Origin of the sequence: Methylobacterium sp. GXS13 (assembly GCF_001455965.1) — a bacterium.
Classification (GTDB): domain Bacteria; phylum Pseudomonadota; class Alphaproteobacteria; order Rhizobiales; family Beijerinckiaceae; genus Methylobacterium.
In genome coordinates this window covers 70,580-96,235 of record NZ_LKKO01000080.1, presented here as the reverse complement: position 1 = coordinate 96,235, position 25,656 = coordinate 70,580, and the positions used below count along the sequence as shown (strand labels likewise).

The 25,656-nt window shown below is 69.6% G+C and carries 30 protein-coding genes; 18 read left to right on the top strand and 12 right to left on the bottom strand.

The window, feature by feature from the left end; translation table 11 throughout:
* Positions 1-101 precede the first annotated feature (101 nt).
* Positions 102-1,760 carry a calcineurin-like phosphoesterase family protein gene (locus AO398_RS24520; RefSeq protein WP_058194772.1) on the top strand — a complete coding sequence of 553 codons (1,659 nt, stop codon included), beginning with the start codon at positions 102-104 and terminating at the stop codon, positions 1,758-1,760.
* A 28-nt stretch (positions 1,761-1,788) separates the two neighbouring features.
* Here AO398_RS24520 and AO398_RS24515 read toward each other — a convergent pair whose 3' ends face one another.
* Positions 1,789-2,367, bottom strand: a complete 579-nt coding sequence (locus AO398_RS24515) for a type 1 glutamine amidotransferase domain-containing protein (protein WP_058194771.1) — start codon at positions 2,365-2,367, stop codon at positions 1,789-1,791.
* A 144-nt stretch (positions 2,368-2,511) separates the two neighbouring features.
* Here AO398_RS24515 and AO398_RS24510 point away from each other — a divergent pair, with 144 nt between their 5' ends.
* Positions 2,512-2,715, top strand: a complete 204-nt coding sequence (locus AO398_RS24510) for a hypothetical protein (protein ID WP_058194770.1) — start codon at positions 2,512-2,514, stop codon at positions 2,713-2,715.
* Here AO398_RS24510 and AO398_RS24505 read toward each other — a convergent pair whose 3' ends face one another.
* Positions 2,716-3,105, bottom strand: coding sequence for a hypothetical protein (locus AO398_RS24505; protein ID WP_058194769.1), 390 nt, complete (start codon positions 3,103-3,105; stop codon positions 2,716-2,718). It abuts the gene before it with no gap.
* Between the two features lie 316 nt (positions 3,106-3,421).
* On the opposite strand from AO398_RS24505, the gene AO398_RS24500 reads away from it, so the two are divergent.
* Complete coding sequence (locus AO398_RS24500; protein ID WP_058194768.1) at positions 3,422-3,631, top strand: cold-shock protein; 210 nt, start codon at positions 3,422-3,424, stop codon at positions 3,629-3,631.
* A 161-nt stretch (positions 3,632-3,792) separates the two neighbouring features.
* The gene (locus tag AO398_RS24495; protein WP_058194767.1) at positions 3,793-4,029 is read left to right on the top strand and encodes a hypothetical protein; all 237 of its coding nucleotides are present in this window, start codon (positions 3,793-3,795) and stop codon (positions 4,027-4,029) included.
* A gap of 310 nt (positions 4,030-4,339) precedes the next feature.
* On the opposite strand, the gene AO398_RS24490 is transcribed toward AO398_RS24495, so the two are convergent.
* Positions 4,340-5,155, bottom strand: coding sequence for a 3'(2'),5'-bisphosphate nucleotidase CysQ (locus AO398_RS24490; protein WP_058194822.1), 816 nt, complete (start codon positions 5,153-5,155; stop codon positions 4,340-4,342).
* 422 nt (positions 5,156-5,577) lie between these two features.
* On the opposite strand from AO398_RS24490, the gene AO398_RS24485 reads away from it, so the two are divergent.
* Positions 5,578-6,045: a DUF6101 family protein gene (locus tag AO398_RS24485; protein WP_058194766.1), complete on the top strand. Its 468-nt coding sequence runs from the start codon at positions 5,578-5,580 to the stop codon at positions 6,043-6,045.
* Positions 6,046-6,060: 15 nt separating this feature from the next.
* Here AO398_RS24485 and ubiA read toward each other — a convergent pair whose 3' ends face one another.
* Together ubiA and AO398_RS24475 are read right to left on the bottom strand one after the other, a co-directional pair.
* On the bottom strand, positions 6,061-7,008 hold the full coding sequence (gene ubiA, locus AO398_RS24480) for a 4-hydroxybenzoate octaprenyltransferase (protein ID WP_058194765.1): 948 nt from the start codon (positions 7,006-7,008) through the stop codon (positions 6,061-6,063).
* Between the two features lie 94 nt (positions 7,009-7,102).
* Positions 7,103-7,573, bottom strand: coding sequence for a hypothetical protein (locus AO398_RS24475; protein ID WP_058194764.1), 471 nt, complete (start codon positions 7,571-7,573; stop codon positions 7,103-7,105).
* 231 nt (positions 7,574-7,804) lie between these two features.
* On the opposite strand from AO398_RS24475, the gene AO398_RS24470 reads away from it, so the two are divergent.
* From AO398_RS24470 to AO398_RS24445, 6 genes are all read left to right on the top strand, one after another.
* On the top strand, positions 7,805-8,557 hold the full coding sequence (locus AO398_RS24470; RefSeq protein WP_058194763.1) for a 16S rRNA (uracil(1498)-N(3))-methyltransferase: 753 nt from the start codon (positions 7,805-7,807) through the stop codon (positions 8,555-8,557).
* Positions 8,558-8,849: 292 nt separating this feature from the next.
* Complete coding sequence (locus tag AO398_RS24465) at positions 8,850-10,217, top strand: glutamate--cysteine ligase (protein WP_058194762.1); 1,368 nt, start codon at positions 8,850-8,852, stop codon at positions 10,215-10,217.
* A 103-nt stretch (positions 10,218-10,320) separates the two neighbouring features.
* Positions 10,321-10,743, top strand: a complete 423-nt coding sequence (locus tag AO398_RS24460; RefSeq protein WP_058194821.1) for a hypothetical protein — start codon at positions 10,321-10,323, stop codon at positions 10,741-10,743.
* Between the two features lie 220 nt (positions 10,744-10,963).
* The gene (locus AO398_RS24455) at positions 10,964-11,299 is read left to right on the top strand and encodes a hypothetical protein (RefSeq protein WP_058194761.1); all 336 of its coding nucleotides are present in this window, start codon (positions 10,964-10,966) and stop codon (positions 11,297-11,299) included.
* Positions 11,300-11,318: 19 nt separating this feature from the next.
* On the top strand, positions 11,319-11,582 hold the full coding sequence (locus AO398_RS24450; RefSeq protein ID WP_152997638.1) for a sulfurtransferase TusA family protein: 264 nt from the start codon (positions 11,319-11,321) through the stop codon (positions 11,580-11,582).
* Between the two features lie 38 nt (positions 11,583-11,620).
* Entirely contained in the window at positions 11,621-12,187 is a 567-nt protein-coding gene (locus AO398_RS24445) for an NUDIX hydrolase (protein WP_058194760.1), read from the top strand.
* 420 nt (positions 12,188-12,607) lie between these two features.
* Here AO398_RS24445 and AO398_RS29170 read toward each other — a convergent pair whose 3' ends face one another.
* The 3 genes from AO398_RS29170 to AO398_RS24435 all read right to left on the bottom strand — a co-directional run bounded on the left by AO398_RS29170 (position 12,608) and on the right by AO398_RS24435 (position 13,817).
* Positions 12,608-12,748 carry a hypothetical protein gene (locus AO398_RS29170; RefSeq protein ID WP_201025825.1) on the bottom strand — a complete coding sequence of 47 codons (141 nt, stop codon included), beginning with the start codon at positions 12,746-12,748 and terminating at the stop codon, positions 12,608-12,610.
* An 88-nt stretch (positions 12,749-12,836) separates the two neighbouring features.
* The gene (locus AO398_RS24440; protein WP_082643435.1) at positions 12,837-13,178 is read right to left on the bottom strand and encodes a hypothetical protein; all 342 of its coding nucleotides are present in this window, start codon (positions 13,176-13,178) and stop codon (positions 12,837-12,839) included.
* A 129-nt stretch (positions 13,179-13,307) separates the two neighbouring features.
* The gene (locus AO398_RS24435; protein ID WP_058194759.1) at positions 13,308-13,817 is read right to left on the bottom strand and encodes a metallophosphoesterase; all 510 of its coding nucleotides are present in this window, start codon (positions 13,815-13,817) and stop codon (positions 13,308-13,310) included.
* Positions 13,818-14,349: 532 nt separating this feature from the next.
* On the opposite strand from AO398_RS24435, the gene selD reads away from it, so the two are divergent.
* The 5 genes from selD to AO398_RS24410 all read left to right on the top strand — a co-directional run bounded on the left by selD (position 14,350) and on the right by AO398_RS24410 (position 21,155).
* Complete coding sequence (gene selD, locus AO398_RS24430; protein WP_058194758.1) at positions 14,350-15,396, top strand: selenide, water dikinase SelD; 1,047 nt, start codon at positions 14,350-14,352, stop codon at positions 15,394-15,396.
* A 76-nt stretch (positions 15,397-15,472) separates the two neighbouring features.
* A complete protein-coding gene (locus AO398_RS24425) occupies positions 15,473-17,458 on the top strand; it encodes a glycosyltransferase (protein WP_058194757.1) in 1,986 nt (661 codons plus the stop codon).
* Positions 17,455-18,534 carry a glycosyltransferase gene (locus AO398_RS24420; protein ID WP_058194756.1) on the top strand — a complete coding sequence of 360 codons (1,080 nt, stop codon included), beginning with the start codon at positions 17,455-17,457 and terminating at the stop codon, positions 18,532-18,534. Before AO398_RS24425 ends, AO398_RS24420 begins: the two co-directional genes overlap by 4 nt.
* Before the next feature lie 283 nt (positions 18,535-18,817).
* Positions 18,818-20,305 (top strand): GumC family protein, encoded by a 1,488-nt coding sequence (locus AO398_RS24415; RefSeq protein ID WP_058194755.1) that lies wholly within the window; start codon positions 18,818-18,820, stop codon positions 20,303-20,305.
* Between the two features lie 85 nt (positions 20,306-20,390).
* A complete protein-coding gene (locus tag AO398_RS24410) occupies positions 20,391-21,155 on the top strand; it encodes a WecB/TagA/CpsF family glycosyltransferase (RefSeq protein ID WP_244498880.1) in 765 nt (254 codons plus the stop codon).
* Between the two features lie 224 nt (positions 21,156-21,379).
* On the opposite strand, the gene AO398_RS24405 is transcribed toward AO398_RS24410, so the two are convergent.
* Complete coding sequence (locus AO398_RS24405; RefSeq protein ID WP_058194753.1) at positions 21,380-21,622, bottom strand: hypothetical protein; 243 nt, start codon at positions 21,620-21,622, stop codon at positions 21,380-21,382.
* 168 nt (positions 21,623-21,790) lie between these two features.
* Between AO398_RS24405 and flaF the strand changes: the two genes are divergently transcribed.
* Complete coding sequence (gene flaF / locus AO398_RS24400; protein ID WP_058194752.1) at positions 21,791-22,162, top strand: flagellar biosynthesis regulator FlaF; 372 nt, start codon at positions 21,791-21,793, stop codon at positions 22,160-22,162.
* 19 nt (positions 22,163-22,181) lie between these two features.
* On the opposite strand, the gene AO398_RS24395 is transcribed toward flaF, so the two are convergent.
* Positions 22,182-22,595, bottom strand: a complete 414-nt coding sequence (locus AO398_RS24395; protein WP_058194751.1) for a flagellar biosynthesis repressor FlbT — start codon at positions 22,593-22,595, stop codon at positions 22,182-22,184.
* Positions 22,596-22,785: 190 nt separating this feature from the next.
* On the opposite strand from AO398_RS24395, the gene AO398_RS24390 reads away from it, so the two are divergent.
* Positions 22,786-23,559 (top strand): SDR family oxidoreductase, encoded by a 774-nt coding sequence (locus AO398_RS24390; RefSeq protein WP_058194750.1) that lies wholly within the window; start codon positions 22,786-22,788, stop codon positions 23,557-23,559.
* Here AO398_RS24390 and AO398_RS24385 read toward each other — a convergent pair.
* Together AO398_RS24385 and AO398_RS24380 are read right to left on the bottom strand one after the other, a co-directional pair.
* On the bottom strand, positions 23,537-24,508 hold the full coding sequence (locus AO398_RS24385; protein WP_082643434.1) for a DMT family transporter: 972 nt from the start codon (positions 24,506-24,508) through the stop codon (positions 23,537-23,539). The two genes, AO398_RS24390 and AO398_RS24385, sit on opposite strands and share 23 nt — an antisense overlap.
* Before the next feature lie 342 nt (positions 24,509-24,850).
* Complete coding sequence (locus AO398_RS24380) at positions 24,851-25,387, bottom strand: TetR/AcrR family transcriptional regulator (RefSeq protein WP_082643433.1); 537 nt, start codon at positions 25,385-25,387, stop codon at positions 24,851-24,853.
* Positions 25,388-25,656: the final 269 nt, after the last annotated feature.

Genomic DNA, 25,656 nt, shown 5'->3' with positions numbered 1-25,656 from the left:
CCCCGCCCGGGGTGCGGGCCTCGTGCGTTCGGGGGCAGGGGCTCTGTCATCGGGCAGTCAAACGTCTCTGCTTGGCCTGCGTAGCCGAGCAGGAGCCCCCGATGACGCGTGATCCGATCCCAGCCGCCGGACGCCTCACGCGCCGGGAGACCGTGGCCCGCGCCGCTGCGCTCTCGCTCCTGGCCGGTCGCGGCAAGGCGCAGGACGCCGGGGAGGCCACGGGCATCGTCTATGCCGTCCAGGCGGCCGGCGCCGACCGCGCGCCGCTGCCCGGCGTGCTGGTCTCAAATGGCCGCGAGGTCGCACGCACGGACGGGCAGGGGCGCTACCGCCTGCCGATGCCCGGGGATGGCGCCGTCTTCGTGATCAAGCCGCCGGGCTACGCCCTGCCGCGGGACGCCGACAACGTGCCCCGGCACTCCTACATCCACCAGCCTGACGGCACGCCCGCGAGCCTGGGCCTCCGCTACAAGGGCCTCCCACCGACCGGACCGCTGCCGGCCTCGATCGACTTCACCCTGACCCGGGTCGACGAGCCCGCGGATTTCGACGTGATCCTGTTCACCGATCCGCAGCCTGAGAGCCGGTTCGAGCTCGACCATGTGCGCGACACGGCGGTCGCTCGGGCCATGGCGATCCCGGCGGCCTTCGGCCTGACCACCGGCGACGTGCTGTTCGACGACCTCTCGCTCTACGGCCGCTCCAACCGGATCGTCGGACGGATCGGGCTGCCCTGGTACAGCCTGCCGGGCAACCACGACCTCAGCATGCAGGCCCCGGATGCCCGCTACAGCCGCGAGACCTGGAAGCGGGTGTTCGGCGCGCCGACCTACGCGTTCCGGCACGGGCGCGCGCTGTTCGTGATGCTCGACAACGTCGAGTGGCTAGGCCCGCCGGTCCCCGTGGGGGCCAACACCTATCGGGGCCATATCGGCGAGCGGACTCTGGCGTTCCTGAAGAACCTTCTGGCCGAGATCCCGCCCGACGACCTGATCGTGCTGGCGACCCACATCCCGCTCGTCACCGATACCGGCGACGACCCGCGCAGCGCGACGATCGATCGGGCGGCACTCCTCGACGTGTTGGCGGGCCGCAAGGTGCTGAGTCTGGCCGGCCACACCCACACCACCGAGCATCATTACCTAGCGGAGGGGCACCACCACCATGTGATGACCGCCGTGTCCGGCTCCTGGTGGAGCGGGCCGGATACCCGCACCGGCATCCCCTCGGCCGACAGCCGCGACGGCACCCCGAACGGCTTCCACGTGCTCTCGATCCGCGGCACCGCCTACACGACGCGCTTCGTCCCCGCCCAGGGCGAGCCGGACGCGACGATGCGGATCGCTTTCGAGAGCGAGCTGCGCCCCGCCGCCCCGGAGATCGTCCGGGCGAGCCACCCGATGCAGGCGCTGCGGCCGCCGATCCCGCAGGACGCGCTGGCCTCCACCAACCTCGTGGTCAACGTCTTCGACGGCGGCCCCCGGACGACCCTGACGGTCCGGATCGGCGACCGCTCGACGGCGCCGATGACGCGCACCCGACGCCTCGACCCATTCGTGTCCGAGCTCTACGCGCGCTATCCCGAGACCAAGAAGAGCTGGGTTCAGGCGACGCCCTCGACGCACATCTGGACCGCACGCCTGCCCGACGACCTCGCGCCGGGTGCCCATCGGGTGACGGTGGAGGGGACGGACGAGTATGGACGGCCGTTCCGGTCCTGCGCGGTGCTCGAAGTCACCGGCGACGGTACGCGCGGCTGACGATCGACGCCGTCAGCCGCGCGGATACTCAGGCCGCGAGCTGGCGGTTGCCGTGGCTGCCTTCCTGGATCTCCTCGATGATCTTGGCGCAGAAGGCGTCCAGGTCTTCGGGGCTGCGGCTGGTGACGATGCCCTGATCGGTTACCACCTCCTTGTCGTGCCAGCGGCCGCCGGCATTAATCACGTCGGTGCGGATCGAGGCGAACGAGGTGAGATCGCGGCCCTTGGCCGCGCCGGCTTCGATCAGGAGCCACGGCGCATGGCAGATCGCAGCGACCACCTTGCCGGAGGTGAGGAAGCTCTTGATCACCGCGAGCGCCTTCGGCTCGAGCCGAAGCTTGTCCGGGTTGATCTGTCCGCCCGGCAGGACCAGGGCGTCGTAGGCGGCCGGGTCGACCCGGTCGAGATCGAGGTCGACCGCGACCTCCTTACCCCAATCGGTCTTGTCCCAGCCGCGGATCGTGCCCTTGCTCTCGCGCGATTGCGGGGCGGCGACGGTCACGGTGGCGCCGGCCTCGGCGAGCTTGGCCTGCGGCACGGTCAGTTCGCTCTCCTCGAAACCATCGGTGGCGAGGATCAGGATCTTGGCTTGGCGGATATCGGTCATGGCGGGCCTCCTTGAGGGGATCTCCCCGATCAACCGAAGTCGGTAGCGGCTGTTCCGGGACGCGCGACATGGCAGTCTGGCGCGCGGAACCCATGGAAAGGCGGCCCGTTGATGCGGCATCCCGAAAACCATTAGGAGACCGCCATGGCCAATCCCGGCCTCCCCGAGCCTACGCCCGGCGATCTGCCGCCCCCGCCGCCGTTGCCCGAAGAGGAGCCCGATATCGGGCCGACCGGGCCGCGGACGCCCTATCCGGTGAATGATCCCGGTATCGGCGAGCCGGGCGGCCCAGGCTCCGAGCCGGACGTCTTCCCCGGCGCGCCGACCGATCCGGGCACCCGGATGTGATCAGTGGCCGCCGTGCGAGGTGCGAACGTCGCGCGGGGCACTGAGAATTTCGGAGAGGCTCGTCACCACGTGGCGGGCCTCTTCGTCCGTCAGGCGCAGCTGGAACGGCGGCAGCGCGCCGGCCTGCAGGGCGACGACGGCCTGGCCTTCCTCGTCGGTGCCGACTTCGATCGCCGAGGAGGTGACGTCGAGCATCGCAACCTCCTCGTCGCCCAGGCCCTCGCCGAGGTCCGGTTCATCGCTGTCGTCGATCGCGGTGAGCAACTGACCGACGGCGCGCACGAGAGCGCGGGCCGCGCGGGCATCCATCACCACCGCCGTCGCCTGATCGTCCTTCTGGAAGGAAAGCTGGATGTTCGCGCCATCCAGCGAGACCGAAATGCCTGCCATGTATCGCCCGGGAGCCACGCGCCTTAACTGTCTGTCCGCGTTCCGTATATGCATCGGAAGTGCCGGAAATCACAGGGGGCGCCGCGCCGTCCCGCGCGCCCCGTGCGACCTGCGCCCGAGACGCCGCGTCCAAGATGCCTTGTTGCCGCCGCAGGCAGCGCCTAAATAGAGTTCCGGGGGGCTTTCCCACCGAGACCGGCGCGTTCAAGCGACCAGCGTCTCGCGCCCTGCCACACTGGCCAACCCAGCAAGACCGTGGTGCATCGCGCGGCATTCTCGTCGTGTGCATGACCTATGGACGAACGAGGTACCCTACGTGAATACCGGCACTGTGAAGTGGTATAACGAGACCAAGGGCTACGGCTTCATCCAGCCCGATGACGGCGGCAAGGACGTGTTCGTTCACATCTCCGCCGTAGAACGGGCCGGGATGCGCAACTTGGTCGAGGGCCAGCGGCTCTCGTACGAGGTCCTGACGGACAAGCGCAGCGGCAAGGACGCCGCGGGCAACCTTCAGGCGGCCTGATCCGCAACCGGGATTGAACCGGCCGCATGACGCGGCTCCCCCTTCCGACGCTTCCACCTGGGCGAGACCGTCCGGGACGCGGGGGCGTCGGAGGCAACCAGCAGAAACGACGCCGGGCGCGCACAGACGTCCGGTCCAGAAAAGAAAAGACACACTTAATAATGATGTTCGAATATACGCGGCGCCGCGGCGTCCGCTCCCCCGTCACCGATGCGCCGACCTTCCGGGTCGGGCGGCTGGCGCGGGCCAAGTCCGCGACTGAGACCGGGGCTGATCTCACCAACCTGATCGATCGGTCCTACAACTATCATTCCCCACGCGAACTGCATTGGCATCTCGCCGAGCGTCTGGGGCTTGCTCCCAACGCGGTGGTCATCCGTGAGGCAGTGGCGGCCTGAGGGCCGGCGTCCCGTATGAGATTTCGCAAACGCTCGTGACGTATGGAGCCGCGTTCGATGTCAGATCGAGCGCGGCTCTTGCGCGCCATTGATCTCCCAGGCGGCGCCAAGTCCGCGCCACTCCTATCCCGGGCGCATGCAGCGCCAGCGGAATGCGACCCGGGGCTCAGCACACAACCTGCACAGCGGCATCCTCGGCTCTCAGACCGTGCCGCTGCGCGGCGCTTCGCCTGCGAGGTCCCGGATCACCTTCCACTGGCGTTCCGGGTGTCCGGGAAAGAGGCCGCGCGCGTAAACCGAACGGGCGTGCCTACCGATCCCAGGCTGCCAGGACCGGATCCCGTAGGGCCTCCGGTGTCGCCAGCAATTCGCCGTGGACCGGATCGGGCCGGTTGTAGGTGGTCGCCTGACCCTTCAGGTCGCAGACCACGCCGCCCGCCTCGCGCAGGATCAGGTCGGCGGCCGCGATGTCCCAGTCGCGGGCATTGCCCGAGATGAGGCCGACATCGACCGAGCCCTCCGCGACCCGGGCGAGCCGCAGGGCCAGCGATGGGATGCGGTCGATCCGCGTGAAATCCACATCGGCGCCCGCGCCGCGCGCCAGGCGGTCGAGCATCGGCTTCGGACCGGTGATGCGTGCACCCGGCAGCGCGATCTTGGCGTCCACCCGGATCGGCTCGCCGTTCCGGGTCGCGCCGCGACCGAGCACCGCCTCGTAATCCGCGTCGCCCACGGGGGCATGGACGAACCCGATCCGCGGCTGCCCGCCGGCCAGCAGGGCGACTGCGATCGACCAGTCGGGATGGCCGGACAGGAACGCCCGGGTGCCGTCGATCGGGTCGACGATCCAGACGAGGTCGTGGCCGATGCGCGCCGGATCGTCCGCGGTCTCCTCGGACAGCCACGCCGCCCCCGGAACCAGGGCACTCAGCCGGATCTTCAGGAAGGTGTCGACCGCGACGTCGGCTTCCGTCACCGGAGACCCGCCGGCCTTCGACCAGATCCGCGCGGAGGTCTGGCCGCCGAGCTTGAAATAGGGGCGGGCGATGTCGGCGGCCTCGCGCATGACCGCGCGCAGGTCCGGCATCAGGGCGGATACGGCTGCGTCGGAGATGGGCTCGGGCATTGCGCTCCGCATGGACGGCGTCAGGCCCGGATCGGGCCACATCGGCGCCTCCGCCCGGCTGGTCGGACGTGGAGAGCCGGCTCGGAAGACGATCTGAGATCCCGGAGGGCCAGGCCCACCCGCTGCCTCTCGTTGTAGGGCGCCACCGGCACCGCCACAAGGATCCGCACTCTGCCACCGGGATGGATCGAGACTGACCGATCTTCGCAAGGAAGTGTTGAGCATTCAAGGAAGCATTGAGCATTCCTCAAATGACATCCCCGTCCAGAATCGCTTAACGACGGTGATTAAGCTGTGCGGAGGAGTTCGGGTGCGATTTTGCTTGGCATAACGGACGGCCCGGCGCGGGTCGCCACTTGCTCCAGGGACCCGGACAGATGAACACTTCCTCGTTCACGGACGAACGTCGCGAAGGACTTTCGATGGATGCCCGTGAGGCCGCTGCTCCGGCCGCTTTCGATATCGTCCCGTCGCCGCTCCCGGTGATCGGTCGAATCTCCGGCGCCCGCAAGGCAGCAGGCGTCGCCCTGGCCTACGCCACCGAGGATGCCGAGATCTGCGGCACCGACCGCTTCAGCCTGATCCTGGTCGACGCGGACGGCGAAGAGCTGCACCGGATCGGCAGCTTCGATGAGGACGACGTGGTCGCCATCTGGCGCGACATCGCCGCCCGGGCCGGGCTGGTGCGGATGATCGTCCGGGAAGACGGCGTGCTGGTGCCGGTGTCCGAGCAGATCGGCCGGCTGATCCTCGGACGCGTGCGCATCCGTCGGCGGCATGCCGGCCTCGGCGCCCGCCGCCCGCGCTTCCTGACCCGTCGCAAGACCGGCCGGCTGCCGGCCCGGCCGCAGATCTTCCGCGGCGAGAAGGAGATCATCGCCCGCACCTGAAGGCGTGGTAGGCCCTCAGGTCAGGCTGCGCAGCAGCGCGTCCGCCGAGAGGCCCGCGAACAGGATAAGCCCGGAATCCCGGTTCGCGCGGAACAAAATCAGCGCCCCGCGCCCGTCGCGCTCCTGCAGCGACCAGACCTGCCAGCCGAGATGCGCGGCAAAGCCCGCGACCCCGATAAAGCCCACGAGCCCCGCGCCCGCGCCCCAGGCCGCCAGCGCGATGAACAGCACGGCGAGCGCGTAGCACAGGCCCACGGCGCCCCGGACGTGCCGGCCGAACAGGCGGGCCGAGGAATGGATCCCGGCGATCTCGTCGTCCTCGATGTCCTGGACCGCGTAGATCGTGTCGTAGCCCACCACCCAGCAGATCGTGCCCGCGTAGAGCAGCAGCCCCGGGGCATCGAGGCGGGCGAATACGGCCGCCCAGCCCATCAGCGCACCCCACGCGAAGGCCAGCCCCAGCACCGCTTGCGGCATCGGCATCACCCGCTTCATGAACGGGTAGATCGCCACCGGCAGCAGGGAGCACAGGCCGACGATCACCGCCTGCTCGTTGAACTGCAGCAGCACCGCGAGGCCGACGAGCAATTGCGCCAGAAGGAACAGCGCCGCGTGGCGCGGCCCGACCTGCCCGGACGGGAGGGGGCGCTGGCGCGTGCGCTCGACCTGGGCGTCGAGGTCGCGATCGGCGATGTCGTTGTAGGTCGAGCCCGCCCCGCGCATCGCCACCGCCCCGATCAGGAACAGCAGGCAGTGCCAGGGATCGGGAAAGGACAGGTCGGCCTTGATCGCCGCCAGGGCGGAGGACCACCAGCACGGCAGGAGCAGGAGCCACCAGCCGATCGGCCGGTCGATGCGGGCGAGCCGCAGATAGGGCCGCCAGGGCCGCGGCGCCGCGCGCTCGACCCAGTGTCCGCGCACCGCGTCGGCCGGACGCCCGTCCTCTGCCGCCGTGCCGCTCATCGGTCGGATCTCCGGTCGTCCCACGCGCAATCCCGCTCTCCGCCATCGCAGAGGGGAGGGACCCGCGCCGGACCCGTGATCCTCTCAGACGATCTTACAACGCGCCCTGTGGCAGCTTGAAGCTGCCGGTCAAGCCCGGGCCGCCGAGCAGGCCGCTGCTGGCGCCGTTCTGCGCCTGTGCGCGGGCCTGCGCTTCCATTTTGGTTGCCTGGGCCGCGACACCGCAGATCTTGGTACGGATACCGCTGACCTTGAGATGGTCGGCCTTGAAGCCTTCGGCGAACGAATCCGGGATCGAGCACCATTCCTTGTTGGCGGTGATCCACTTCATGCCTTCGGCGCCGTTGGACTGGAGCTTGCCGAACAGCGCGCAGGCTTCCTGCGGGGTCATCTTCTTCTTGCTGGTCGAGGCGGCGTTGGCGCGGGAAACGAGCGCCTTGCGCTCGGCCAGGGTCTTCTGGATCGTGCCGCATTCCGGCGCCGCGGCCGGCGCGAAGGCCGCCGTGCCGAACAGCAGGCCGCCGACGAGCGCCGCCGCCCCCAGACTCAAGCTCCCGTATGCCATCCTGCGACTCCCTCAGACGCATGCCGGAGACCGCGCACCGCCGGCCCCACTCCGTTCCCTTGGGTTCGCCATAGGAATGTGGCGTCAATCGAGCGGCAAACCGGCGAGGCCATGCTGGGGTGGGGGAAGTGCCAAAAACCGGCCTTCGTAACCTTTTCGCAACACGTTTGCGGGCTGTGCGGCCCCGCGGCCCGCGTTGACAGCGCCACCCGACCGCGCGACCACCCGGCCATGCCGGCCTACGACTTCACCGCCCCGCGCCTCCATGTCGAATCGGATCTCGGCGCCGGCGTGGTCCTGCCGCTCGATCGGGCGCAGGCCAATTACCTCCTCAACGTCCTGCGCCGCGGCCCGGACGATCCCGTTCTGGTGTTCAACGGGCGGGATGGCGAGTGGCGTGCGCACCTCGTTCAGACCGGCCGGAAGGGCGCGGACCTCCACGTCGCCGAGCGCACCCGCGCGCAGACGCCCCGCGCTGACCTGCACTACCTGTTCGCACCGCTGAAGAGCGCCCGCCTCGATTACCTCGCCCAGAAGGCCGTCGAGATGGGCGCCGGGACGATCCGCCCGGTCATCACCCGCTACACCCAGGGCGAGCGGATCAACATGGAGCGCCTGCGCGCCAACGCCGTCGAGGCGGCCGAGCAATGCGGCATCCTGGCGATCCCGGATTGTCCCGAGCCGGAGAAGCTCGGCCCGGCGCTGGCGGGTCTCGCCCCCGAGCGGCTGCTGGTGTTCTGCGACGAGGACGCCCCGGTGAGCGATCCGGTCCGGGCGCTGCGCGAGGCCGCCGATCCCGCGGCGGCACCGCCGCTCGCCGTCCTGGTCGGGCCGGAGGGCGGCTTCTCCGAGGACGAGCGGGCGGCGATCCGGGCGCGGCCCAACACGGTCGCCCTGTCCCTCGGGCCGCGCATCCTGCGGGCCGACACCGCCGCGGTGGCGGTGCTGACCCTGGTCCAGGCGGTGCTGGGCGACGCGCGCTGAGGGCGGGGCCTGCCGGAACCATGTGTGCCGGCGCACATGAGAGCGGCCGGCCGCCGGATTGTTCCACGGAAGCAGGGCGAACCGGGGCCCCGGTTCACGGCGCCGCGTTGTCGGTTCCCGGCGCCTCGATTATGTCCCGGGGCGGATGGCCCCCGCGCCGCGCTCCCGGAGCCGGCGCGGGTGTCCGTCCGGTCTCCGCTCGCGGGACGGGGTTGAGCCGGACGGACTCGCCGGAGCATTCCGGCGCGCTCCCGTTCCGGGCGTATGGTTCACAGGCACGGGCAGGCAGCGCATGGCGCGCGACAGCAACGACTCCACGCCGCTCACGACGCGCGCCGAGCTGATCGAGTGGTTCGCCGCCGGCGAGAAGCCGCGCGCGCGATTCGCGATCGGGACGGAGCACGAGAAGATCCCGTTCTACCGGGAGAGCCGCGAGCCCGTGCCCTACGAAGGCGAGCGCGGCATCCGCGCCCTGCTGGAGGGGCTCGCCCGCGAGACCGGCTGGGAGCCGATCCTCGACCTCGGCAACATCATCGGCCTCTCGGCCGAGGAGGGCGGGGCGATCTCGATCGAGCCGGGCGGGCAGTTCGAGCTGTCCGGAGCGGCGCTGCCGGATGTCCACGGCACCGCGGCCGAGCTCGCCACGCATCTCACGGCGACGAAGCGTGTGGCCGACGCCCTCGATATCGGCTTCCTGACGCTGGGCATGAGCCCGCGCTGGCGCCGGGACGAGACGCCGGTCATGCCCAAGAGCCGCTACAAGATCATGGCCGGCTACATGCCGAAGGTCGGCTCGCTCGGCCTCGACATGATGCTCCGTACCGCCACGGTGCAGGTCAATCTCGACTTCGCCTCCGAGCCCGACATGGTGCGCAAGATGCGCGCCTCTCTGGCGCTTCAGCCGGTGGCGACGGCCCTGTTCGCCAATTCGCCGTTCACCGACGGGCGACCGAACGGCTTCCTGTCCCGCCGCTCCGAGATCTGGCGCGACACCGATCCCCACCGCACCGGCATGCTGCCCTTCGCGTTCGAATCGGGCTTCGGCTACGAGGCCTATGTCGACTGGCTGCTCGACATGCCGATGTATTTCGTCAAGCGCGGCGACATCTACCATGATGTCTCGGGCGCCTCGTTCCGCGACCTGATGGCCGGTAAGCTGACACAGCTTCCGGGCGAGTACGCCACGGTGGCCGATTGGGCCAACCACGCCTCCACGGCCTTCCCCGAAGTCCGGCTCAAGCGCTTCCTGGAGATGCGCGGTGCCGATGTCGGCGATCCCGGCATGATCGCCGCCCAGGCCGCGTTCTGGGCCGGCCTGCTCTACGACGAAGCGGCGCTCGACGCCGCTCTCGACCTCGTGAAGGGCTGGAGCCCGTCCAACCGCGAGGCCGCCCGGGCCACCGCTCCGCGCCTCGGGCTCGCAACCCCGGTGGCCAACACGACGCTTGGGGCGGTCGCCGCCGAAGCGCTCGCCATCGCCCGCGCCGGCCTGCGTGCCCGGGCGCGCCGCGACACCGAGGGGCGTGACGAGACCCTCTACCTTCAGCCCCTCGAGGCGATCGTTACCGCGGGGCGTACCCGGGCCGACGACCTGCTCGCCGATTACGAGGGCCGCTGGGGCGCCTGCGTCCGCCCGGCCTTCACGGAATGCGTGTTCTGATCCGCGGATCCGGAGTGCCGTGCGGCCGCACACCGTGGCCTGGAACGAAGTGCGATACCTGACGGTTCTCACGCCGATCGTTCAGCGCGTGGAGGATGTGTCCATGTCCCGCATCACCACATCCGTCGTCGCCGGCGTCTCGGCCTTGGCCATGATCGCCGCCTCGTTCACCGCCGCCGAGGCGGCGCCGCTGCCGGCGCAGAGTGCCGTGCAGGTCGGCGGCCCGAGCACCCAGATCGACACCGTCGGCTGGCGCCGGGGTTATTACGGCGGCTACGGCTACCGCCGCGGCTATGGCGGACGGGTCGCCGGTGCGGTGGCGGCCGGTGCCGCCCTCGGCATCATCGGCGGTGCGCTGGCCGCCAGCGCGGCTCCCCGCTACGGCTATTACGGCGGCGGCTACGGCTATCCGGCCTATGGCTACGGCTACGCCCCGGTCCGCAGCTATGGCTACGCCCCGGTCCGGAGCTACGGCTATCCCGCCTATGGCTACCCGGCCTACGGCTACGACGATTACGGCTGGTAAAACCGGAAATCGGGACCGCCCTGAAAGCTCCCGGCCTCCACGAGGTCGGGAGCTTTTGTTTGCCGACCGCCGGATGCCGTCACGGCGAACACGGTCCACCATCCGCCGCACCTTAAACGTGCGCCACAAGCTTCGAACAAGGCCGACAGGGCTAACCTGCCGCAGGCCACGCTATCGGATCCCTCCGAGGCCGAATCGCCTGATCGAGGAGATCGTTGCCATGATCCGCTTCACCGCCGCTCTCATGGCCGGCATCTCATCCGCCGTGACCGCTTGCGGCGTCTGCTGCGCCGCGGATCTGGGGCCGTATCACGCCCCGCGCGCCGCTCCAGTCGGCCGCCCTTCATTGGGCGCCGGGGTTGCCGCCGAGGTGCGGGCCGTCCGGCCGGAATACAGTTATTACGGCGAATACGGCTATCCGGTGCCGTTCGGCTACGGCTATGCCTATGCGCCGACGCCGGGCCGCGACATGGAATACGGGTATTACGGCCCGACCTATTATGTGTTCGCACCGGACACGTATCGCGGCCCGCTCCTCGGCTATCACGAGTGGTGAGAGTGCCGGATCGGGAGCCATGGGTTTGTCGGACGCGGACACCGAGCCTGTCGAACTCGATCTCACGGGGCTGAAATGCCCGCTTCCGGTCCTGCGCACCCGCAAGGCCCTGCGCACGCTCGGCGCCGGACGGGTCCTGATGGTCACCTGCACCGATCCGATGGCGCTGATCGACATCCCGAATCTCGTGCGGGAGGAGGGCGCCTGGCTGGATTCGGCCGAGCGGGACGGCAATCGCCTGTGCTTCCGCCTGAGAGCCTCCGCGAAGCCGCCGCATTCCTGAGCGATCCGTTGTGCTCCCAAAGTTGAGGCGGAGACGGCATGGCACCACGGATCGGGGGCTTGCGCCTCGTGCACGAGGGGTGGGCCCGGTACCTCGTGGCCGAGGTGATGCAGGACGACGGCTCGCGCATCACCCGCGAGATGGAAGATCACGGCCGGGCGGTGGCGGTTCTGCCCTATGACCCGGTCCGACGGGTCGCGACCCTGGTCTCGCAGTTCCGGGCGCCGGTGCTCTATTCCGGCGGTCCGCCGAGCCACGTCGAGGTGCCGGCGGGTCTCCTCGATGACGGCGCCCCCGAGGACGAGGTCCGGCGCGAGGCCGCCGAGGAGACGGGGTTGCGCCTCGGCGCCCTCGATCTCGTGGCCAGCGCCTGGACCATGCCGGGAATCTCCACCGAGCGCATGGACCTGTTCCTGGCGGCTTACACGGAATCCGACCGCATTGGCGCCGGCGGCGGCTTGGCCGCCGAGGGCGAGGCGGTGGCGGTTCACGAGATCCCGCTCCTGGAACTGGTGGCGATGACCCAACGCGGCGCGCTCACCGATATGAAGTCGCTGCTGCTGCTATTCGCGCTGCAATTGCGTCGGCCGGAGCTGTTTGCTTGAGCTGATTGGGAATAGGGCCACGGCATTCAAGGCGCCTTAGCATCACGGGAGATGCTTCTTACGCTGCCGTCCTAAGCGCAGCGGTCCAGCGATTCCATAAGGTCCTCGATTTCACGCCGCGCTGTGTTGCACGGCTACACCCTAGAGGATGGTCAGGGTGGCGGACAGCGGTCGGAGGTCTTGATCTTTACATGGTCAAAGGATCAACGCTGCCTCGCCTGGCACGGTGAACCCAGCGTAAAAACACAGTGCGGCGCCCAATCTCGGCGTGCGGAATGGCCTAGAGTAGCGTTGCCACGCTCGAGAGGGCGACGCTGGGTGCCGCATCGCACCCGAAACCCTATCGCGTTTATATCGACCGAGTTCTAGGGGTTTGCCAGGACTTCGTAACCACCTTCGATGTCGGAAGCCTCGCGCTTCTCAGAGCGTTCCGATCAGCACGAGCAGCATCGTCGTGGCGACGGTGGTGCTGATGAAGCCGCATAGGGCGGCCGCGAAGGACGGGCCGGTGCGGTCGGTGGTGGCAACCTGGAGATCGGACGACAGCAGGGCGGTGGTCATCGGCGCATAACCTTGTCGGCGACGTGCGTCGCTTGTGTCGGGATGATGCTGCGGGGCCTGAACGTACGAGGTGCGCGGGCGCACCCGGTCAGTCGCAGCGATTGATTTTCTTGGCGATGCGAAGGCCGCGCAGCTCGCTGCGGAGGTCGATGGCCACCACGCCCTCGCCGCAGCGCTCGAACGCGTCGCGGGCATCGTCGTAGCGGTCGCCGACCTCGTCCAGCGTGTCGCAGACGCGGTCATGATTGCCCAGACGCGCCTCCTGGCGCGCCTGGAAGCGCAGGGCATTGGCCTCGTCGACCTTGCGCTGGGCCTCCAGGCACGCGGGCAAAGCCAGCGCCGAGGAGGTCAGAGCGAGGAGCGAGAAGGCGCCGGCGAACGCCGTCTTGGCGAGGCCGGACGGAAGCAGAGAGGCCGAACGGGCACTCACGGGCTCACTCACGTATGGGTTTCTGGTGCAGCCCCGCGGACGGGGGTGCCGGGTTTCTCGGAGGTGGAGCGTCTCCATCCCCTCTCTGTCCGCTGAAACGGTGAAGCTGCTGTGAAGGTTCCGGCCCGGCTACGCCTTCCGGCGGAGGCGCGAGGTGAGGATTGCTGAGAGACCCACGGGGGCCGGCCCCATCGGATCGACGCCGACATCGTACTGTTTCGGGATCGGCTTCAATTTGCCGTGGCTGTGGCCGTGGAGGTTGAGTGCGCCCTTGCCCATCCCGTTCCAGGTGCGGAACGCGTAGTGGCACAGCACCACCATCCGATCCTCGACCAGAAGCTCCGTGTAGTGGCGTACGGAGGCCCAGCCCGGGGCCTGGAGGGTGTCGGGCCCATCGTTGTTGCCGACGATCAGGTGCTTCTCGCCGTTGAGCGTATCGAGGATCTCGCGAATTCGCGCGCCGCTCGGGCCGAGGGCGAAATCGCCGAGGTGCCAGACCGTGTCGTCCGACCCCACCGCACCGTTCCAGGCGGCGATCAAACCGGCATCGTGCGCGTCGAGGTCCGGATAGGGCCGGTGGTCGAAGCGCAGAGCGCGCGGGTCCCCGAAATGGGTGTCGCCCGTGAAGAAGATCGCCACCTGTCCGCCTCACCCACGCAGCCCATTCGTTGCGGCCGCAATGTACCGGGGGGCCAGGGGTTCCCGCCACGGCCGCGCAACGACCCAGCGATCGGGCCGCCGAACCATGCTGTGGCTGCGCGGATCTATGGGTCGAACGGTGAGGTGATCCCGGCCGAATAACTCGGATCGTCGTTCCGGATCATGGGAAAACGAGCATCCACGGCAAGATGCTCGGCGATACAAGGTCCTGGTCTGCTGCGGCTCTGGATTCCCGTGTTCGCCGTGCCGCCCCGGAAAGACTGCACGGACGCTGAGCCGTCCGTGCGATGGCTGGGCTCCGGGAGACATACGGGTCTGATCGGCCATCATCCGGTCCGTGGAAGGCGGCCGGGGGGGAGCATCGCGGGCGCGTCGGCCGGACGATGCCGGCCTTCGGAATCGCCGCCGCGGCAGCGCTGCTGCCGGGATTCGTCTCGCGGTCGCCGCCGCCCCGCCGGACTGGCTCAACGCGGTGACGACGCGTTATTGATATCCCGAACGGAGTCCCGCGATGACCGATGCCCCCCGTCTGACCAGTCTCGCCCATGGCGGCGGATGCGGCTGCAAGCTCGATCCGGCGATCCTGCGCCGGCTCCTGTCCGAGCAGCCGGCCGCCGGGCCGTTCGAGCGGCTGCTCGTCGGCAACGAGACCTCCGACGACGCCGCGGTGTGGGAGCTGGACGACGGCACCTGCGTGATCGCCACCACCGACTTCTTCACCCCGATGGTGGACGACCCGGTCGAGTTCGGGCGGATCGCCGCGACCAACGCGATCTCGGACGTCTACGCCATGGGCGGGCGACCGATCTTCGCCCTGGCGATCCTGGGCATGCCGGTGGGCAAGATCGAACCCGATGTGGTCGCCCGGATCCTGCAGGGCGGGGCGGAGAAATGCGCCGAGGCCGGGATTCCCGTGGCCGGCGGCCATTCCATCGACACGCCGGAGCCGATCTACGGGCTCGCGGTGATCGGGACCTGCCGCCGCGAGGCGGTGCGGCGCAATGCCGACGCCCTGGCCGGGGATGCGGTGATCCTCACAAAGCCTTTGGGCGTCGGGGTCTATTCCGCCGCGATCAAGCGGGAGGCTTTGGACGCGGCCGACTACAGCGACTTCGTGGCCACCACCACGCGGCTCAACACGATCGGCATGGCGCTCGCGGCCGAGCCGGCCGTCCACGCGCTGACCGACGTGACCGGCTTCGGCATCCTGGGGCACGGGCTCGAGATCGCCCGCGGGGCCGGGCTGACCTTCGTGCTGGAGGCCAGCGCCGGGCCGTTCCTGCCCCGGGCCGAGGCGCTGGTGCAGGACGGTTTCGTTACCGGCGCCTCCCACCGCAACTGGAACGCCTTCGGGGCCGAAGTCGATCTGCCCGCGGACTATCCCGATTGGCGCCGCCACCTGCTCACCGACCCGCAGACCTCCGGCGGCCTGCTGGTGACCTGCGCTGCGGCCCAGGCCGAGACGGTTCTGGCGTGCATTCGGGATGCCGGGTACGCCGCGGCGACCCGCATCGGCCGAATGGTCGCGGGACCAGCCCGGGTCCGCGTCGACGGGTGATGGCGCGCGGGGCGCGACAGGCAATCTTCACCCTTTGCGGCCAGACTGCCCGCCCCGCCCGACCCGCGAACCGAACTTGACCGACGCCGCACCCTCAGTGCCTGCCCACGGCATCGCCGGCTGGCCGTTCGGACCCGCTGCCCCCGCCGTGGCCCGGCCGGCTGCACTGCCGGATGGTCGCCCGTGGCCGCGGATCCGCATCGTCACCGTGACGGCGGCGGGCGCGGACGCGGCCGGGACCGCCCCCTCGGTCCTGCGCCAGGATTACCCGGAGCTCCGGCACGACCTTGTGCCGCCGGGGATCGATCGTACCCCCATCGAGACGAGTCTGGCCGAGCCGGGATGGGACGCCCTGCTGTGGCTGCGCGCGGGCGATCTCCTCGCCCCCGGCGCCCTCATCGCGTTGGCCCTCGAAGCGGCACTCACCGGAGCGGCGGCGGTGGCGGGCCTGCGGGTCCTGTTCGCCAGTGCGGTTGTGGGGTTGGACAGTCCGGGGCTCGCGGGCGCGGAGAGGCCGGGCGGCGTGCAGTTCACCGGCGGCGAGGTGCTGTGGATGCGCGACGCCCTGCGGGGCAGCACCATCCGCGACGCCGATGGCCGCCTGGATGCGTCCGCCGCCTGGTCGGCGCTACCGGATCCCGCCCGTCGGCGCATCGGACGCCCGGTACTGCTGCAGCGGGTCAGCGCGACGCCGGCGGCGGGGCCCGAAGGCCTGTCGATCGTCTCGCTCACCGGCACCGGCACCCAGGGCGGCGCTGGCGTCGCCCAGAGGCGGCTCGCGGTGGCGCTGGCGCTGGCCGGCCACCGGGTGACGGGGGTCGTGCTCAGCGACCGGCCGGAAGCTGCCGAATGGACCGATGACTTCCCGCGGGCCGAGGCGGCGATCGAGGCCGCCGCCCCCGATCTCGTCCTTGCCGGCAACCTGCACGGCGCAACCCGCAGCCTCGACGTGGTCGGGCGGCTGGCCCGGCGCGGCCCGGTCGCTTTGGTTCTGCACGACCTGTTCCCCCTGACCGGCCGGTGCTGCCATCCCCGCGACTGCACCCGGGCCGCCACCGGCTGCGACGCCGCCTGTCCCGGCCCGGACGAGTATCCCCAGCTCGGCCCCGGGCGGATCGCCGGCATGCAGGCCCGCAAGCGCGCCGTGCTGGCCGAACCCGCAGGGCCGTGGCTGCTGGCCAATTCCGACTGGACCCTGGCCCGCGCGCAGGAGCTGGCCCCTTCCGGCACCCCGGCGATAAAAATCCGCCTGGCCTTCCCGACGGCGACCTTCCGCCCCGGCGACCGCACCGCCCTGCGCCGCCGGCTCGGACTGCCGGAGGGCGACGTGCTGATCCTGATCTCGGCGGTGATCGTCGATGGCCCCGACAAGGGTTTCTCGGATCTGCGCGCCGCACTCCAGGCCGTGGCGCGGCCGGGGGTCGGCGTCGTGGCGATCGGCCGGCTCGACGATCCGGCCCGGCTCGGTCTGCCGACCCTGTTCGCGCCGGGGCTGATCGCCGACGAGGAGGCCTTGGCCGCCTGGTACGGCGCCTGCGATCTCCACGTCACCGCCAGCCGTCACGAGACCCTCGGCCAGACCCCGATCGAGGCCGGGCTGTGCGGCGTGCCGACGCTCGCCTACCGAACCTCCGGGCTCACCTCCGCGGTGATCGACGGGGTGTCCGGCCGCTTGGTCCCGATGAAGCCCGGCGCCCTGGCGCAGGCGCTCGCCGAGCTGGTGGAGGACAATGAGGCCCGGGCACGGCTCGGCGCCTTCGCGCGGATCGCCCTGGAGAGCCGCCCCGGTCGCGCCGCCGCCGCCCTGTCGCTCGATGGGGTGTTGCGGGAACGGGGATTGCTGTCCGGCACCGGGCGCCCGAGCTTCGCGCCCGCGATGCTCGGGCATTTCCCGTTCGCCGCTCGGCTTCAGCCGGGCGCGACCGGCACGGTGCCGGCGCCGTCTCCCCCCCTGGTGCGGCGGCTGCGGCGGGCGAAGCAAATGGTGCTCGGCCGGCGCATGCCCCTGCTCGTGCGCCGTTGCCTCTACCTTGCCGGCACCCTGCGGCGGAGCCGGCCGTGACACCCGGCACCAAGCGGATCTATCTCGACCAGACCCATCTGCGCGCCCACGTCACCGGGATCGAGCGGATCACCCTCGATCTGTTCGCCCCCGACCGATTGGCGCCCCACGAGGTCCGCCCCGTCACCAGCGGCTCGCTGCCGGCGATGATCGGCCAGCAGCAATTCGGCCTGCCGCTTCGGGCCCTGGCCGACCGGGACGCGCTGTTCCTGTTCCCCGGCTTCCCGCCGGGGCCGCTCTGCGCGGTCGCGGCCGAGCGCTGCCTGCTCTACGTCCACGACACGTTCCTGCTCGACCGGCCGGAGGATCTGAGCCTCAAGAGCCGGCTCTACATGAGTCCGAGTTTCGCGCGGGCGCTCCGCTGGTGCCCGAACCTGTTCGTGAACAGCCGCACCACCGGGCAGGCCGTGCGGGCCGTCTGCGCGCCCAGGGCCCGGGTCGCCCTGCTGCGCCCGTCCGTGCGCGATGCCTTCGGCCTCGGCGACCTGCCGGGGCCTGCTCCCTTCGCCCCGGGTGCGCCGTTGCGGCTGCTGGCGATCGGCACGATCGAGCCGCGCAAGGATTACCCGGCCGCCCTCGCGCTGACGGCCGCCCTCAACCGCGCCGGGGTGCCGGCGGAGCTTCACCTGGTCGGGCGGGTCGGATGGGGTCGCCACGCCTTCCTGGACGACCCGCCGCCCTTCCTGCACCGCTACGGCTACCTGTCCGACGCGGCGCTGCGGGCTCTCGCCGGTTCCTGCCACCTCCTCCTCTCGACCTCGAAAGCCGAGGGGCTCGGCCTGCCGCTGCTGGAGGTCCAGCATGGTGGCCTGCCGGTGGTGGCTCCGGACGCCCCCGTGTTCCGCGAAGTGCTGGGCGAGTCCGCCCTTCTGATCAGCCCCGGAGCGCCCGAGTCCGCCGCATCCGCGCTCGTGTCCTGGATCGCGCAGGCCGGTCTGACCCGGGCGGCTGCGGCCAGCCGCCGGAACGTCGCGGACTGGAACGCCGCAGCGTTCGGGGATAGCGAGCGCTTCCGGCGCTTCCTGGCGGGGGATGCGGACGCCTACGCGGCACCGGGCGCGACCGTCCGCGCATGAATCCGTTTACGTAGTCCCCAACAAGTTCAGGCCTGTTAGCGCCACAAAAACGTGACAGAGCGTTCTAGTTCTGTATGCGATATCTACAGGGATCCTGCTGCAGGGTCTGGTTCAAGGCGAGAGTACTGGTTCGGTATGTCGATTGCTGCCGTATCGAGGACAACGCCGCCTCCGGCGAGGTCCTGTTCCGGAACGGCACGCAAGTGATCGGAACGGGGACGGGCGCGGGAGGGCGGGGGAGGGCGGCACCGGCCGCTCTCCGACAGGTCAGGGAGCGAGGCGCATGTTCGACTTCTCGACACGCATGAGCGGTGAGCAGCCCGTCCGCATGGTGCTGCCGCAGGTCGAGCCCCATCCGGAGCCCCGGACCGAGGCGCGCGTGATCCTGCGGCGCCTGTGGCGGGGCAGCGGCTTCATCGTGCTGGGTGCCCTGTTCATGGTCGCGGCTGCGGTCGCGCTGCTCGGCCTGATTCCGCCGCGCTACACCTCGTCCATCCAGATCCTCATCGATCCGAGCGACCTGCGGGTTGTCGAGAACGAGGTGAACGCCCGCCAGCCCCAGGCCGACAGCGGCGTCTCCATCGCCGAAAGCCAGGTGCGGGTGATCCAGTCGGACAACGTCCTGCGCCGGGTCATCGCCAAGCTCCATCTCGACCAGGACGACGAGTTCGTGCTGCCGGACGGCAACAATCCCACGATCGCCTGGATCAAGGGGGCACTCGGCATGGTGCCGCCGGCGGCCAGCCGCGACCCGGTCAACATCGCCCTCGACACGCTGCAGACCAAGCTCAGCGTCCGCCGGGCCGAGCGGACCTTCGTGATCGACGTGTCGGTGCAGTCGCGCGATCCCGAGAAGGCCGCCAAGATCGCCAACGCGATCGGCGACGCCTATTTCGCCGAGGAAGCCGCGGCCCGCACCGACACGGCGCGGCGCGCCTACGACGCGCTGACCGGCCGGCTCGGCAGCCTGAAGCGCGATGTCGAGCAGGCCGAGGGCGAGGTGGTCCGCTACCGCGAGGCCCACAAGCTCGTCGCCTCGAGCGGCCGGCTGCTCACCGACCAGCAGCTCGGCGACCTGAACCAGCAGCTCGTCACCGCCTCGATCAAGACCGCGGAGGCGAAGTCGCGCCTGGACCAGGCCCGCAAGATGCGCTCGTCCGACCCGAGCACGGCCCTGCCGGAGATGCTGCAATCCCTGGAGATGCAGGCGCTGCGGCAGCAATACGCCACGCTCTCGCGCAACACTGCCGAGCTCGCCACCCGCCTCGGCGAGCGCCACCCCGCCATGGCCGAGCAATACGCCCAGCAGCGCGACCTCCAGCGCCTGATCCAGCGCGAGAAGGAGCGGATCATCGACACGACCCAGAAGGATTACGACCGGGCGGCGGCCAGCGAGGCGGCGATCCGGACCAATCTCGACCGGGTGAAGACGGAGACGGTCAGCAGCGACCGCGCCTATGTGGGCCTCCGCGAGCTGGAGCGGACGCTGGAGGCCCGCCGGGGCGTCTACGAGGCCTATCTGAAGCGCGCCCGCGAGGCGAGCGAGCAGGAGCGGCTCAACACCACCAACGTCCGGATCATCTCGGTGGCGACGCCGGCCCGCCAGCGCACCTTCCCACCCTCGCCGAAGATCGTGCTGCCGGTCGCCCTGGTGCTCGGCATGCTGCTCGGCGGCGCCATCGCACTGGTGCTCGGTGCCGACAGCGACCGCCGCCGGTTCCGGCGCGCTTCCGTCCGCCCTGGGACCAGCTTCCGGGCCGCCGATGCGTGATGTCGAGGCCCCGGGCCCGGCAGATCCAGAGGCGGCATGGCAAGACCGGGCCGTGGGGGAACCGTCGGCTGCGCCCGCTTGCGCGGTGTCGGACCCAGCCACGACCGTACGGCTGTTCGGCTACAGCTTCCACACCGGCACGGCGGCGGCGATCGTCGCCTCGGTGGCGGCGCGGGCCTCGGACAGCCCGCGCACGATCGTCACCGCCAATGTCGACCACATCGTCCAGCTCGCCGAGGATGCGGATTTCCGGGGCGCCTATGGGCGCGCCGCGGCCCGGACCCTCGACGGCATGCCCCTGGTCTGGCTCGCCCGGGCGGCGAGCGGCCGGCCGGCCGAACGGATCACCGGCCACGACCTCTTGGCCTGTATCCTGGCCGATCCGCCCCCCTTCGCCCGCCGGGTGTTCTTCGTTGCCGCCCGCCAGGACGCCGCCGACACGTTGACCACGCGCCTCCAGGCGGCCGGCCTCCCGGACGGTGCGGTGGCGAGCGCGGTGCCGCCCTTCGGCTTCGAGGATGACGAAACCTACGGCCGCGCCCTGGCCGAGCGGATCCGCGCCCACGGCACCTCCCTGCTGGTAATGGGCGTCGGCGCGCCGAAATCCGAAATCTGGGTCGATCGCCAGGGCCGGGCGCTCGGCAGCCCGGTGGTGTTCTGCGTCGGCGATGCCCTGTCGGTGGCGGCGGGCTACGTGCCCAGGGCCCCGTGGCTGATGCAGCGGCTGGGCCTCGAATGGGTCTTCCGGTTCCTCTGCGCCCCGCGGCGGCTGTTTCGCCGTTATTTCATCGAGTCCTGGCGCTTCATCGGCATCGCCGTGCGGGACAGGGTTTCGGGCTGGCGGGATTGAGGAGACTGGTGCCGCACCCAAACCGCGGGTGGGGTCCCATCCACGCCCTGATTTTGAAGTGCGCGCGAAGCGAGCTTCGATAGAATTCTCGCGTTGGCCCTCGATTCCTGAAGCTCGCTTTGAGGCACACTTCGCTTAGACTTCAGGATGTGAGGTGGTGGTGGAAAGACCGCTCATTCCGTTTCCGAAGACTTCGGCAGTTCCGAGAGCGATCGCTCATCGGATCACGGGGCGACCGACCAGAACCGCTGGCGATTGAACAGCATGTCGCGACTGCCGACGGTGGGAGCTTCGGGCGGCTTGACGCAATCGGGCTCGCGCGGCCTGGTCACGGCTGCCAGCGCTGCCACCACGGGCGCCGGCCTCAGCCCCAGCCGCGCCTGGATCTCCGGTTGCCGGGCCGCCGCGATGGTCAGCACGGCCGCGATCAGCGCGCCTGCCACAGTTCCGAGGAAGAAATTCAACATCTCTGGCGCGATCCGGGGGTCGGCTTTCCGCGACCACTGTCCCTGGTCTCTGTCCAACCCGGCGGGATCATGGCGGACCGGATGCTCACGCGGCCTTAACACTTGATCTGCGACAGCTACACGCAAGCCTGCCTGTCCGGCAGGTCCGATGACAGGGCTGGACTGCCTATGAACTACGCCGCCAACGCCTATGCCCGGACATCCCGGTCCGCACTGACGCCGCGCGAAGCCGAATCGGCGGTCCTCATCAAGGCGGCCCAGCAGCTGATCGGCGCCAGCCACGCGCTCGCCAGCGGCGACACCAAGCGGCTCAACGAGGCCCTGTCGTTCAACCAGCGCGTCTGGACCATCCTGGCCACCGAGGCGACTGCCGACGAGAACCCGCTGCCGGCCGATATCAAGCAGGGCATCGGCAACCTGGGCGTGTTCGTGCTGCGCAACTGCGTCGATACGATGATCGAACCGACCCCGGAGAAGATCGCCAACCTGGTGGCGATTAACAACGAGATCGCGGCCGGCCTCCAGGGCAATCCGGGTTGAGGCCGGCGCTGCGGCGCGCTCAGGCGGCCGCGCCGGACTCCGCGGGCTTGGCCGCCTGGGCCAAAGCCGCGCTTTCCCACTCGACCAGCTTCCGGCCGAGCTTGATCGCCGGGTAGAAGGTCCCGGCCTCGACGGCCTCGGCGATGGCGGCGACCTGCGGCGCCGCCGCCGGTACCAAGCGAATCAGTTCTGCGGCCTGCTGGAAGAACAGGTCGATGCCCGACGCCGGATCGTCGGCGAGGTAGATCACCGTCAGGGTCAGGTGGATCTGCTTGCAGGCCGTGTCAGCCTCGGTCTCCGTGATGATCTCGCTCTCGCGCAGAAACTTGCACTGCGTCTCGATCAGGAAGGTCGAGCGCCGGTCGCCGTTGCGAATCAGGGCACCGTTGATGATCAGCCGTTCGAACGGCTTGAGTTCGAGGCGAAGCGGCATCGCGTGTTCCTTTCTAGAAGACGCGCCGATGTGATTCCGAAGGCGTTAACGTTTCGCCAATGGTTGCCGGCCGCCGGCCTCAAGTCCATTGATGAGGACGGGATCGTCACGATGCGCTAAACGTCGACTCTTCGAAGATCCTTCGCAGCGTTCGCGAATCCGCGGCGCCTCAGCCTTCGGAGAATTGCCGATGCCCGCCTCCGCCACCTCCGCCATCTACCCGTCTCTTCGCGACAAACGCATCCTGGTGACGGGCGGCGCCTCCGGAATCGGCGCAGGATTGGTCGAAGCCTTCGTCGCCCAGGGCGCCCGCGTCGCGTTCTGCGACATTGCCGATGAGCCTGCGCAATCGCTGGTCGCGCGGCTCTCCCCCGGCGCGGCGCACAAGCCGCTCTACCGGCGCTGCGATCTCACCGATGTCGAGGCGGTCCGCGCCTTGGTGGCGGAGGCGGAAACGGCGCTCGGCGGCCTCGACGTGCTGGTCAACAACGCCGGCAACGATGACCGCCACAAGCTCGATGAGGTCACGCCCGCCTACTGGGACGACCGGATGGCGGTGAATCTGCGTCACCTGTTCTTCGCAGCCCAGGCCGTGGTGCCGGCGATGCGCCGAGCCGGCGGCGGCGTGATCCTGAACTTCGGCTCGATCAGCTGGCATCTCGGGCTGCAGGACATGCCGCTCTACCAGACCGCCAAGGCGGCGATCGAGGGCATGACCCGGGCGCTCGCCCGCGACCTCGGCCGCGACGGCATCCGGGTCTCAGCCATCGTGCCCGGCAACGTCCAGACGCCCCGCCAAGAGCGCTGGTACACCCCGGAGGGCGAGGCCGAGATCGTCGCCTCCCAGTGCCTGGACGGCCGGATCCAGCCCTCCGACGTCGCCGCGCTGGTGCTCTTCCTCGCCTCCGACGACGCCCGGATGTGCACCGGGCACAATTATTTCATCGACGCCGGCTGGCGCTGACACGTGAATTGGGTTCAGCCGGCTCCTGCGTGGCCCGCGAGATGCGCCGCAGGAGCCGGCCGTCGATCGCCGCCAGGCCGCCGCCGATCAGGACCATCCCGAGATAGTGCCGCGGCTCGAGATGCTCGCCCAGCACCAGCGCCCCGAGCAGGATCGCCGAGACCGGGATCAGGAAGGTGACGAGCGAGAGGTTGGTCGCCCCCGCCCGCACCAGGATCCGGAAGTACAGCACGTAGGCCAGTGCCGTGGACAGCGACGCGATGCCGAAGACCGCTCCCCAGACGGGCGTGCTCGGCATTGGCAGGGTCCAGGGCCGGTCGACCGCCAGCGCCACAGGCAGTAACACCAGCGTAGACATCGTGACCTGTCCGGCCGCCAATGCGAGCGGCGGGACGCCCAGATCCAGGGAGCGCCGCCCGAACACGCTGGCGAACGCGTAGGACAGGGCAGCACCGAGCACTGCGAGCTGCGCCATGAAGCTGGCGCTGGATCCAGCCGACGCCGTGGGCCCAACCATCACGGCGACGCCGCCCAAGCCCACGAGCACCCCCGCGAGCCGGTTGCCGGTCATTCGCTCATCAATGGTGAGCAGGTGGGCGACGACCACGGTGAAGAGCGGCGTCGTGGCGTTGAGGATGGCGGCGAGGCCGGACGCGATATGGGTTTGCCCCCAGACGATGAGGCAGAAGGGCAGGACATTGTTCAGCAAGCTCATGCCGAGGCAGGCCGTCCAGATCCTGAGTCTGCGGGGCAGGCGTAGCCCGTTCAACGGCAGGACGAGGTTCAGGATCAGCGCGGCGAGCCCGACCCGCAGGACGACCAGGGTGAGGGGTGGCAGCCCGGAGAGCGCGATGCCGGTGAAGAAGAACGAGCCGCCCCACAGGACGGACAGGATGAGCAGCATCGCCCATTCGGGCGCAGACATGGACCGGTTCCCGGCGGGCGACATAGCGGATCTCCAACAGGTTGATCCAAGCCTAGTGTTCCGCTTCTGAGGCGGGCAACCCGTTTCTTGCTGTTGAATTTATCCTTCTCAAGATACCAATTAATCGATTTTTGATCGGATAAGATCGCTACTCACTTAGAGGCACAATCATTGATGCGATATTTTGTTATAACGACTAAAACGAAGATCCTTTGACTTAGAACGCATCATGAAAGACTTGGGCGCAACGAAGGCTTCGGAGAAGCCCGCCGGCCGGCGATGCGTTCTCTGGACTCCACCGCCAAGGGGTGCGCGCGCCTTGGATCGCGAGGGGGGCTCGTCAGCCGGCAGATCACAACGCGCCGATCACGCGGTTTCCAGGCCCACCAGCCGAAAGCAATGCGCCACGATCTTGCGCTGGATCGCGTCTGCCCGCCCTGTCCTGGCGGCGTCGAGGATGACGCCATGAAGGGCGTTGAACAGGAAGACGGCGGTGAAGCGCACATCGTCGATCGCCCAGGCTTTCGCGGCTCCGCCATCGGCGAGCAGCTGCGCCAGGTTGTCGATCAGGACGTTATCGGCCAAACCGTCCTGGGTCGGGGGCGGCACGTCGGTGAAGACGATGTCGTGCAGGCGTACGGATTTGGCGTACCCGCTGCCGCAAGTCGTCGCCCAGGCCGCGAGCTTCCCGCTCCAGTCCTCATCCGGCTGTTCTTCGACCGCGACCTCGATCGCGTCCAGCAATCGCCCGACGAAGCGCCGGCGCAGACCTTCGACCACATCCTCTTTCGAGTCGAAGTGTAGGTAGAAGCTGCCCTTCGCCACGCCCGCCCCGGTCGTGATCTGTTCGATCGTGGTTGAGGCCACGCCCTGATCGAGGAACATGCGCTCCGCCGCGTTCATCAGATCCTCGCGCCGTTCCTCGGGAGGCTTGGTCCTGGACGTGGTCCTGGGCTTGGGCTTGGTTGGCACGCAGCGATCTCATGACGGGCGGGCGTTCGCCCCCTGCCTGACCCGATATCGCCGGGATTGAAAGGGGCTGGGTGTGGTCTGGTAGCGGCAAGGATAACGCCAGGCGGAAGCTGACAAATCGAAATTGACTGACCGCCAGTCATTTTGTTAGGTCCCGTTGCCCCGGCTGCCGCTGCTTTGCACGCGGCCAGTAAACCGCA

Bases quoted from the DNA above. Each gene is read 5' to 3' on its own strand.
- AO398_RS24460 (WP_058194821.1), top strand. From the start codon at position 10,321: ATGTCCCGCATCACCACATCCGTCGTCGCCGGCGTCTCGGCCTTGGCC.
- AO398_RS24385 (WP_082643434.1), bottom strand. From the start codon at position 24,508: ATGTCGCCCGCCGGGAACCGGTCCATGTCTGCGCCCGAATGGGCGATG.
- selD (WP_058194758.1), top strand. From the start codon at position 14,350: ATGACCGATGCCCCCCGTCTGACCAGTCTCGCCCATGGCGGCGGATGC.
- AO398_RS24470 (WP_058194763.1), top strand. From the start codon at position 7,805: ATGCCGGCCTACGACTTCACCGCCCCGCGCCTCCATGTCGAATCGGAT.
- AO398_RS24395 (WP_058194751.1), bottom strand. From the start codon at position 22,595: ATGCCGCTTCGCCTCGAACTCAAGCCGTTCGAACGGCTGATCATCAAC.
- AO398_RS24390 (WP_058194750.1), top strand. From the start codon at position 22,786: ATGCCCGCCTCCGCCACCTCCGCCATCTACCCGTCTCTTCGCGACAAA.
- AO398_RS24490 (WP_058194822.1), bottom strand. From the start codon at position 5,155: ATGCCCGAGCCCATCTCCGACGCAGCCGTATCCGCCCTGATGCCGGAC.
- AO398_RS24415 (WP_058194755.1), top strand. From the start codon at position 18,818: ATGTTCGACTTCTCGACACGCATGAGCGGTGAGCAGCCCGTCCGCATG.
- ubiA (WP_058194765.1), bottom strand. From the start codon at position 7,008: ATGAGCGGCACGGCGGCAGAGGACGGGCGTCCGGCCGACGCGGTGCGC.
- AO398_RS24450 (WP_152997638.1), top strand. From the start codon at position 11,319: ATGGGTTTGTCGGACGCGGACACCGAGCCTGTCGAACTCGATCTCACG.
- AO398_RS29170 (WP_201025825.1), bottom strand. From the start codon at position 12,748: ATGACCACCGCCCTGCTGTCGTCCGATCTCCAGGTTGCCACCACCGAC.
- flaF (WP_058194752.1), top strand. From the start codon at position 21,791: ATGAACTACGCCGCCAACGCCTATGCCCGGACATCCCGGTCCGCACTG.
- AO398_RS24485 (WP_058194766.1), top strand. From the start codon at position 5,578: ATGGATGCCCGTGAGGCCGCTGCTCCGGCCGCTTTCGATATCGTCCCG.
- AO398_RS24510 (WP_058194770.1), top strand. From the start codon at position 2,512: ATGGCCAATCCCGGCCTCCCCGAGCCTACGCCCGGCGATCTGCCGCCC.
- AO398_RS24495 (WP_058194767.1), top strand. From the start codon at position 3,793: ATGATGTTCGAATATACGCGGCGCCGCGGCGTCCGCTCCCCCGTCACC.
- AO398_RS24520 (WP_058194772.1), top strand. From the start codon at position 102: ATGACGCGTGATCCGATCCCAGCCGCCGGACGCCTCACGCGCCGGGAG.
- AO398_RS24515 (WP_058194771.1), bottom strand. From the start codon at position 2,367: ATGACCGATATCCGCCAAGCCAAGATCCTGATCCTCGCCACCGATGGT.
- AO398_RS24465 (WP_058194762.1), top strand. From the start codon at position 8,850: ATGGCGCGCGACAGCAACGACTCCACGCCGCTCACGACGCGCGCCGAG.
- AO398_RS24445 (WP_058194760.1), top strand. From the start codon at position 11,621: ATGGCACCACGGATCGGGGGCTTGCGCCTCGTGCACGAGGGGTGGGCC.
- AO398_RS24405 (WP_058194753.1), bottom strand. From the start codon at position 21,622: ATGTTGAATTTCTTCCTCGGAACTGTGGCAGGCGCGCTGATCGCGGCC.
- AO398_RS24455 (WP_058194761.1), top strand. From the start codon at position 10,964: ATGATCCGCTTCACCGCCGCTCTCATGGCCGGCATCTCATCCGCCGTG.
- AO398_RS24380 (WP_082643433.1), bottom strand. From the start codon at position 25,387: ATGAACGCGGCGGAGCGCATGTTCCTCGATCAGGGCGTGGCCTCAACC.
- AO398_RS24475 (WP_058194764.1), bottom strand. From the start codon at position 7,573: ATGGCATACGGGAGCTTGAGTCTGGGGGCGGCGGCGCTCGTCGGCGGC.
- AO398_RS24505 (WP_058194769.1), bottom strand. From the start codon at position 3,105: ATGGCAGGCATTTCGGTCTCGCTGGATGGCGCGAACATCCAGCTTTCC.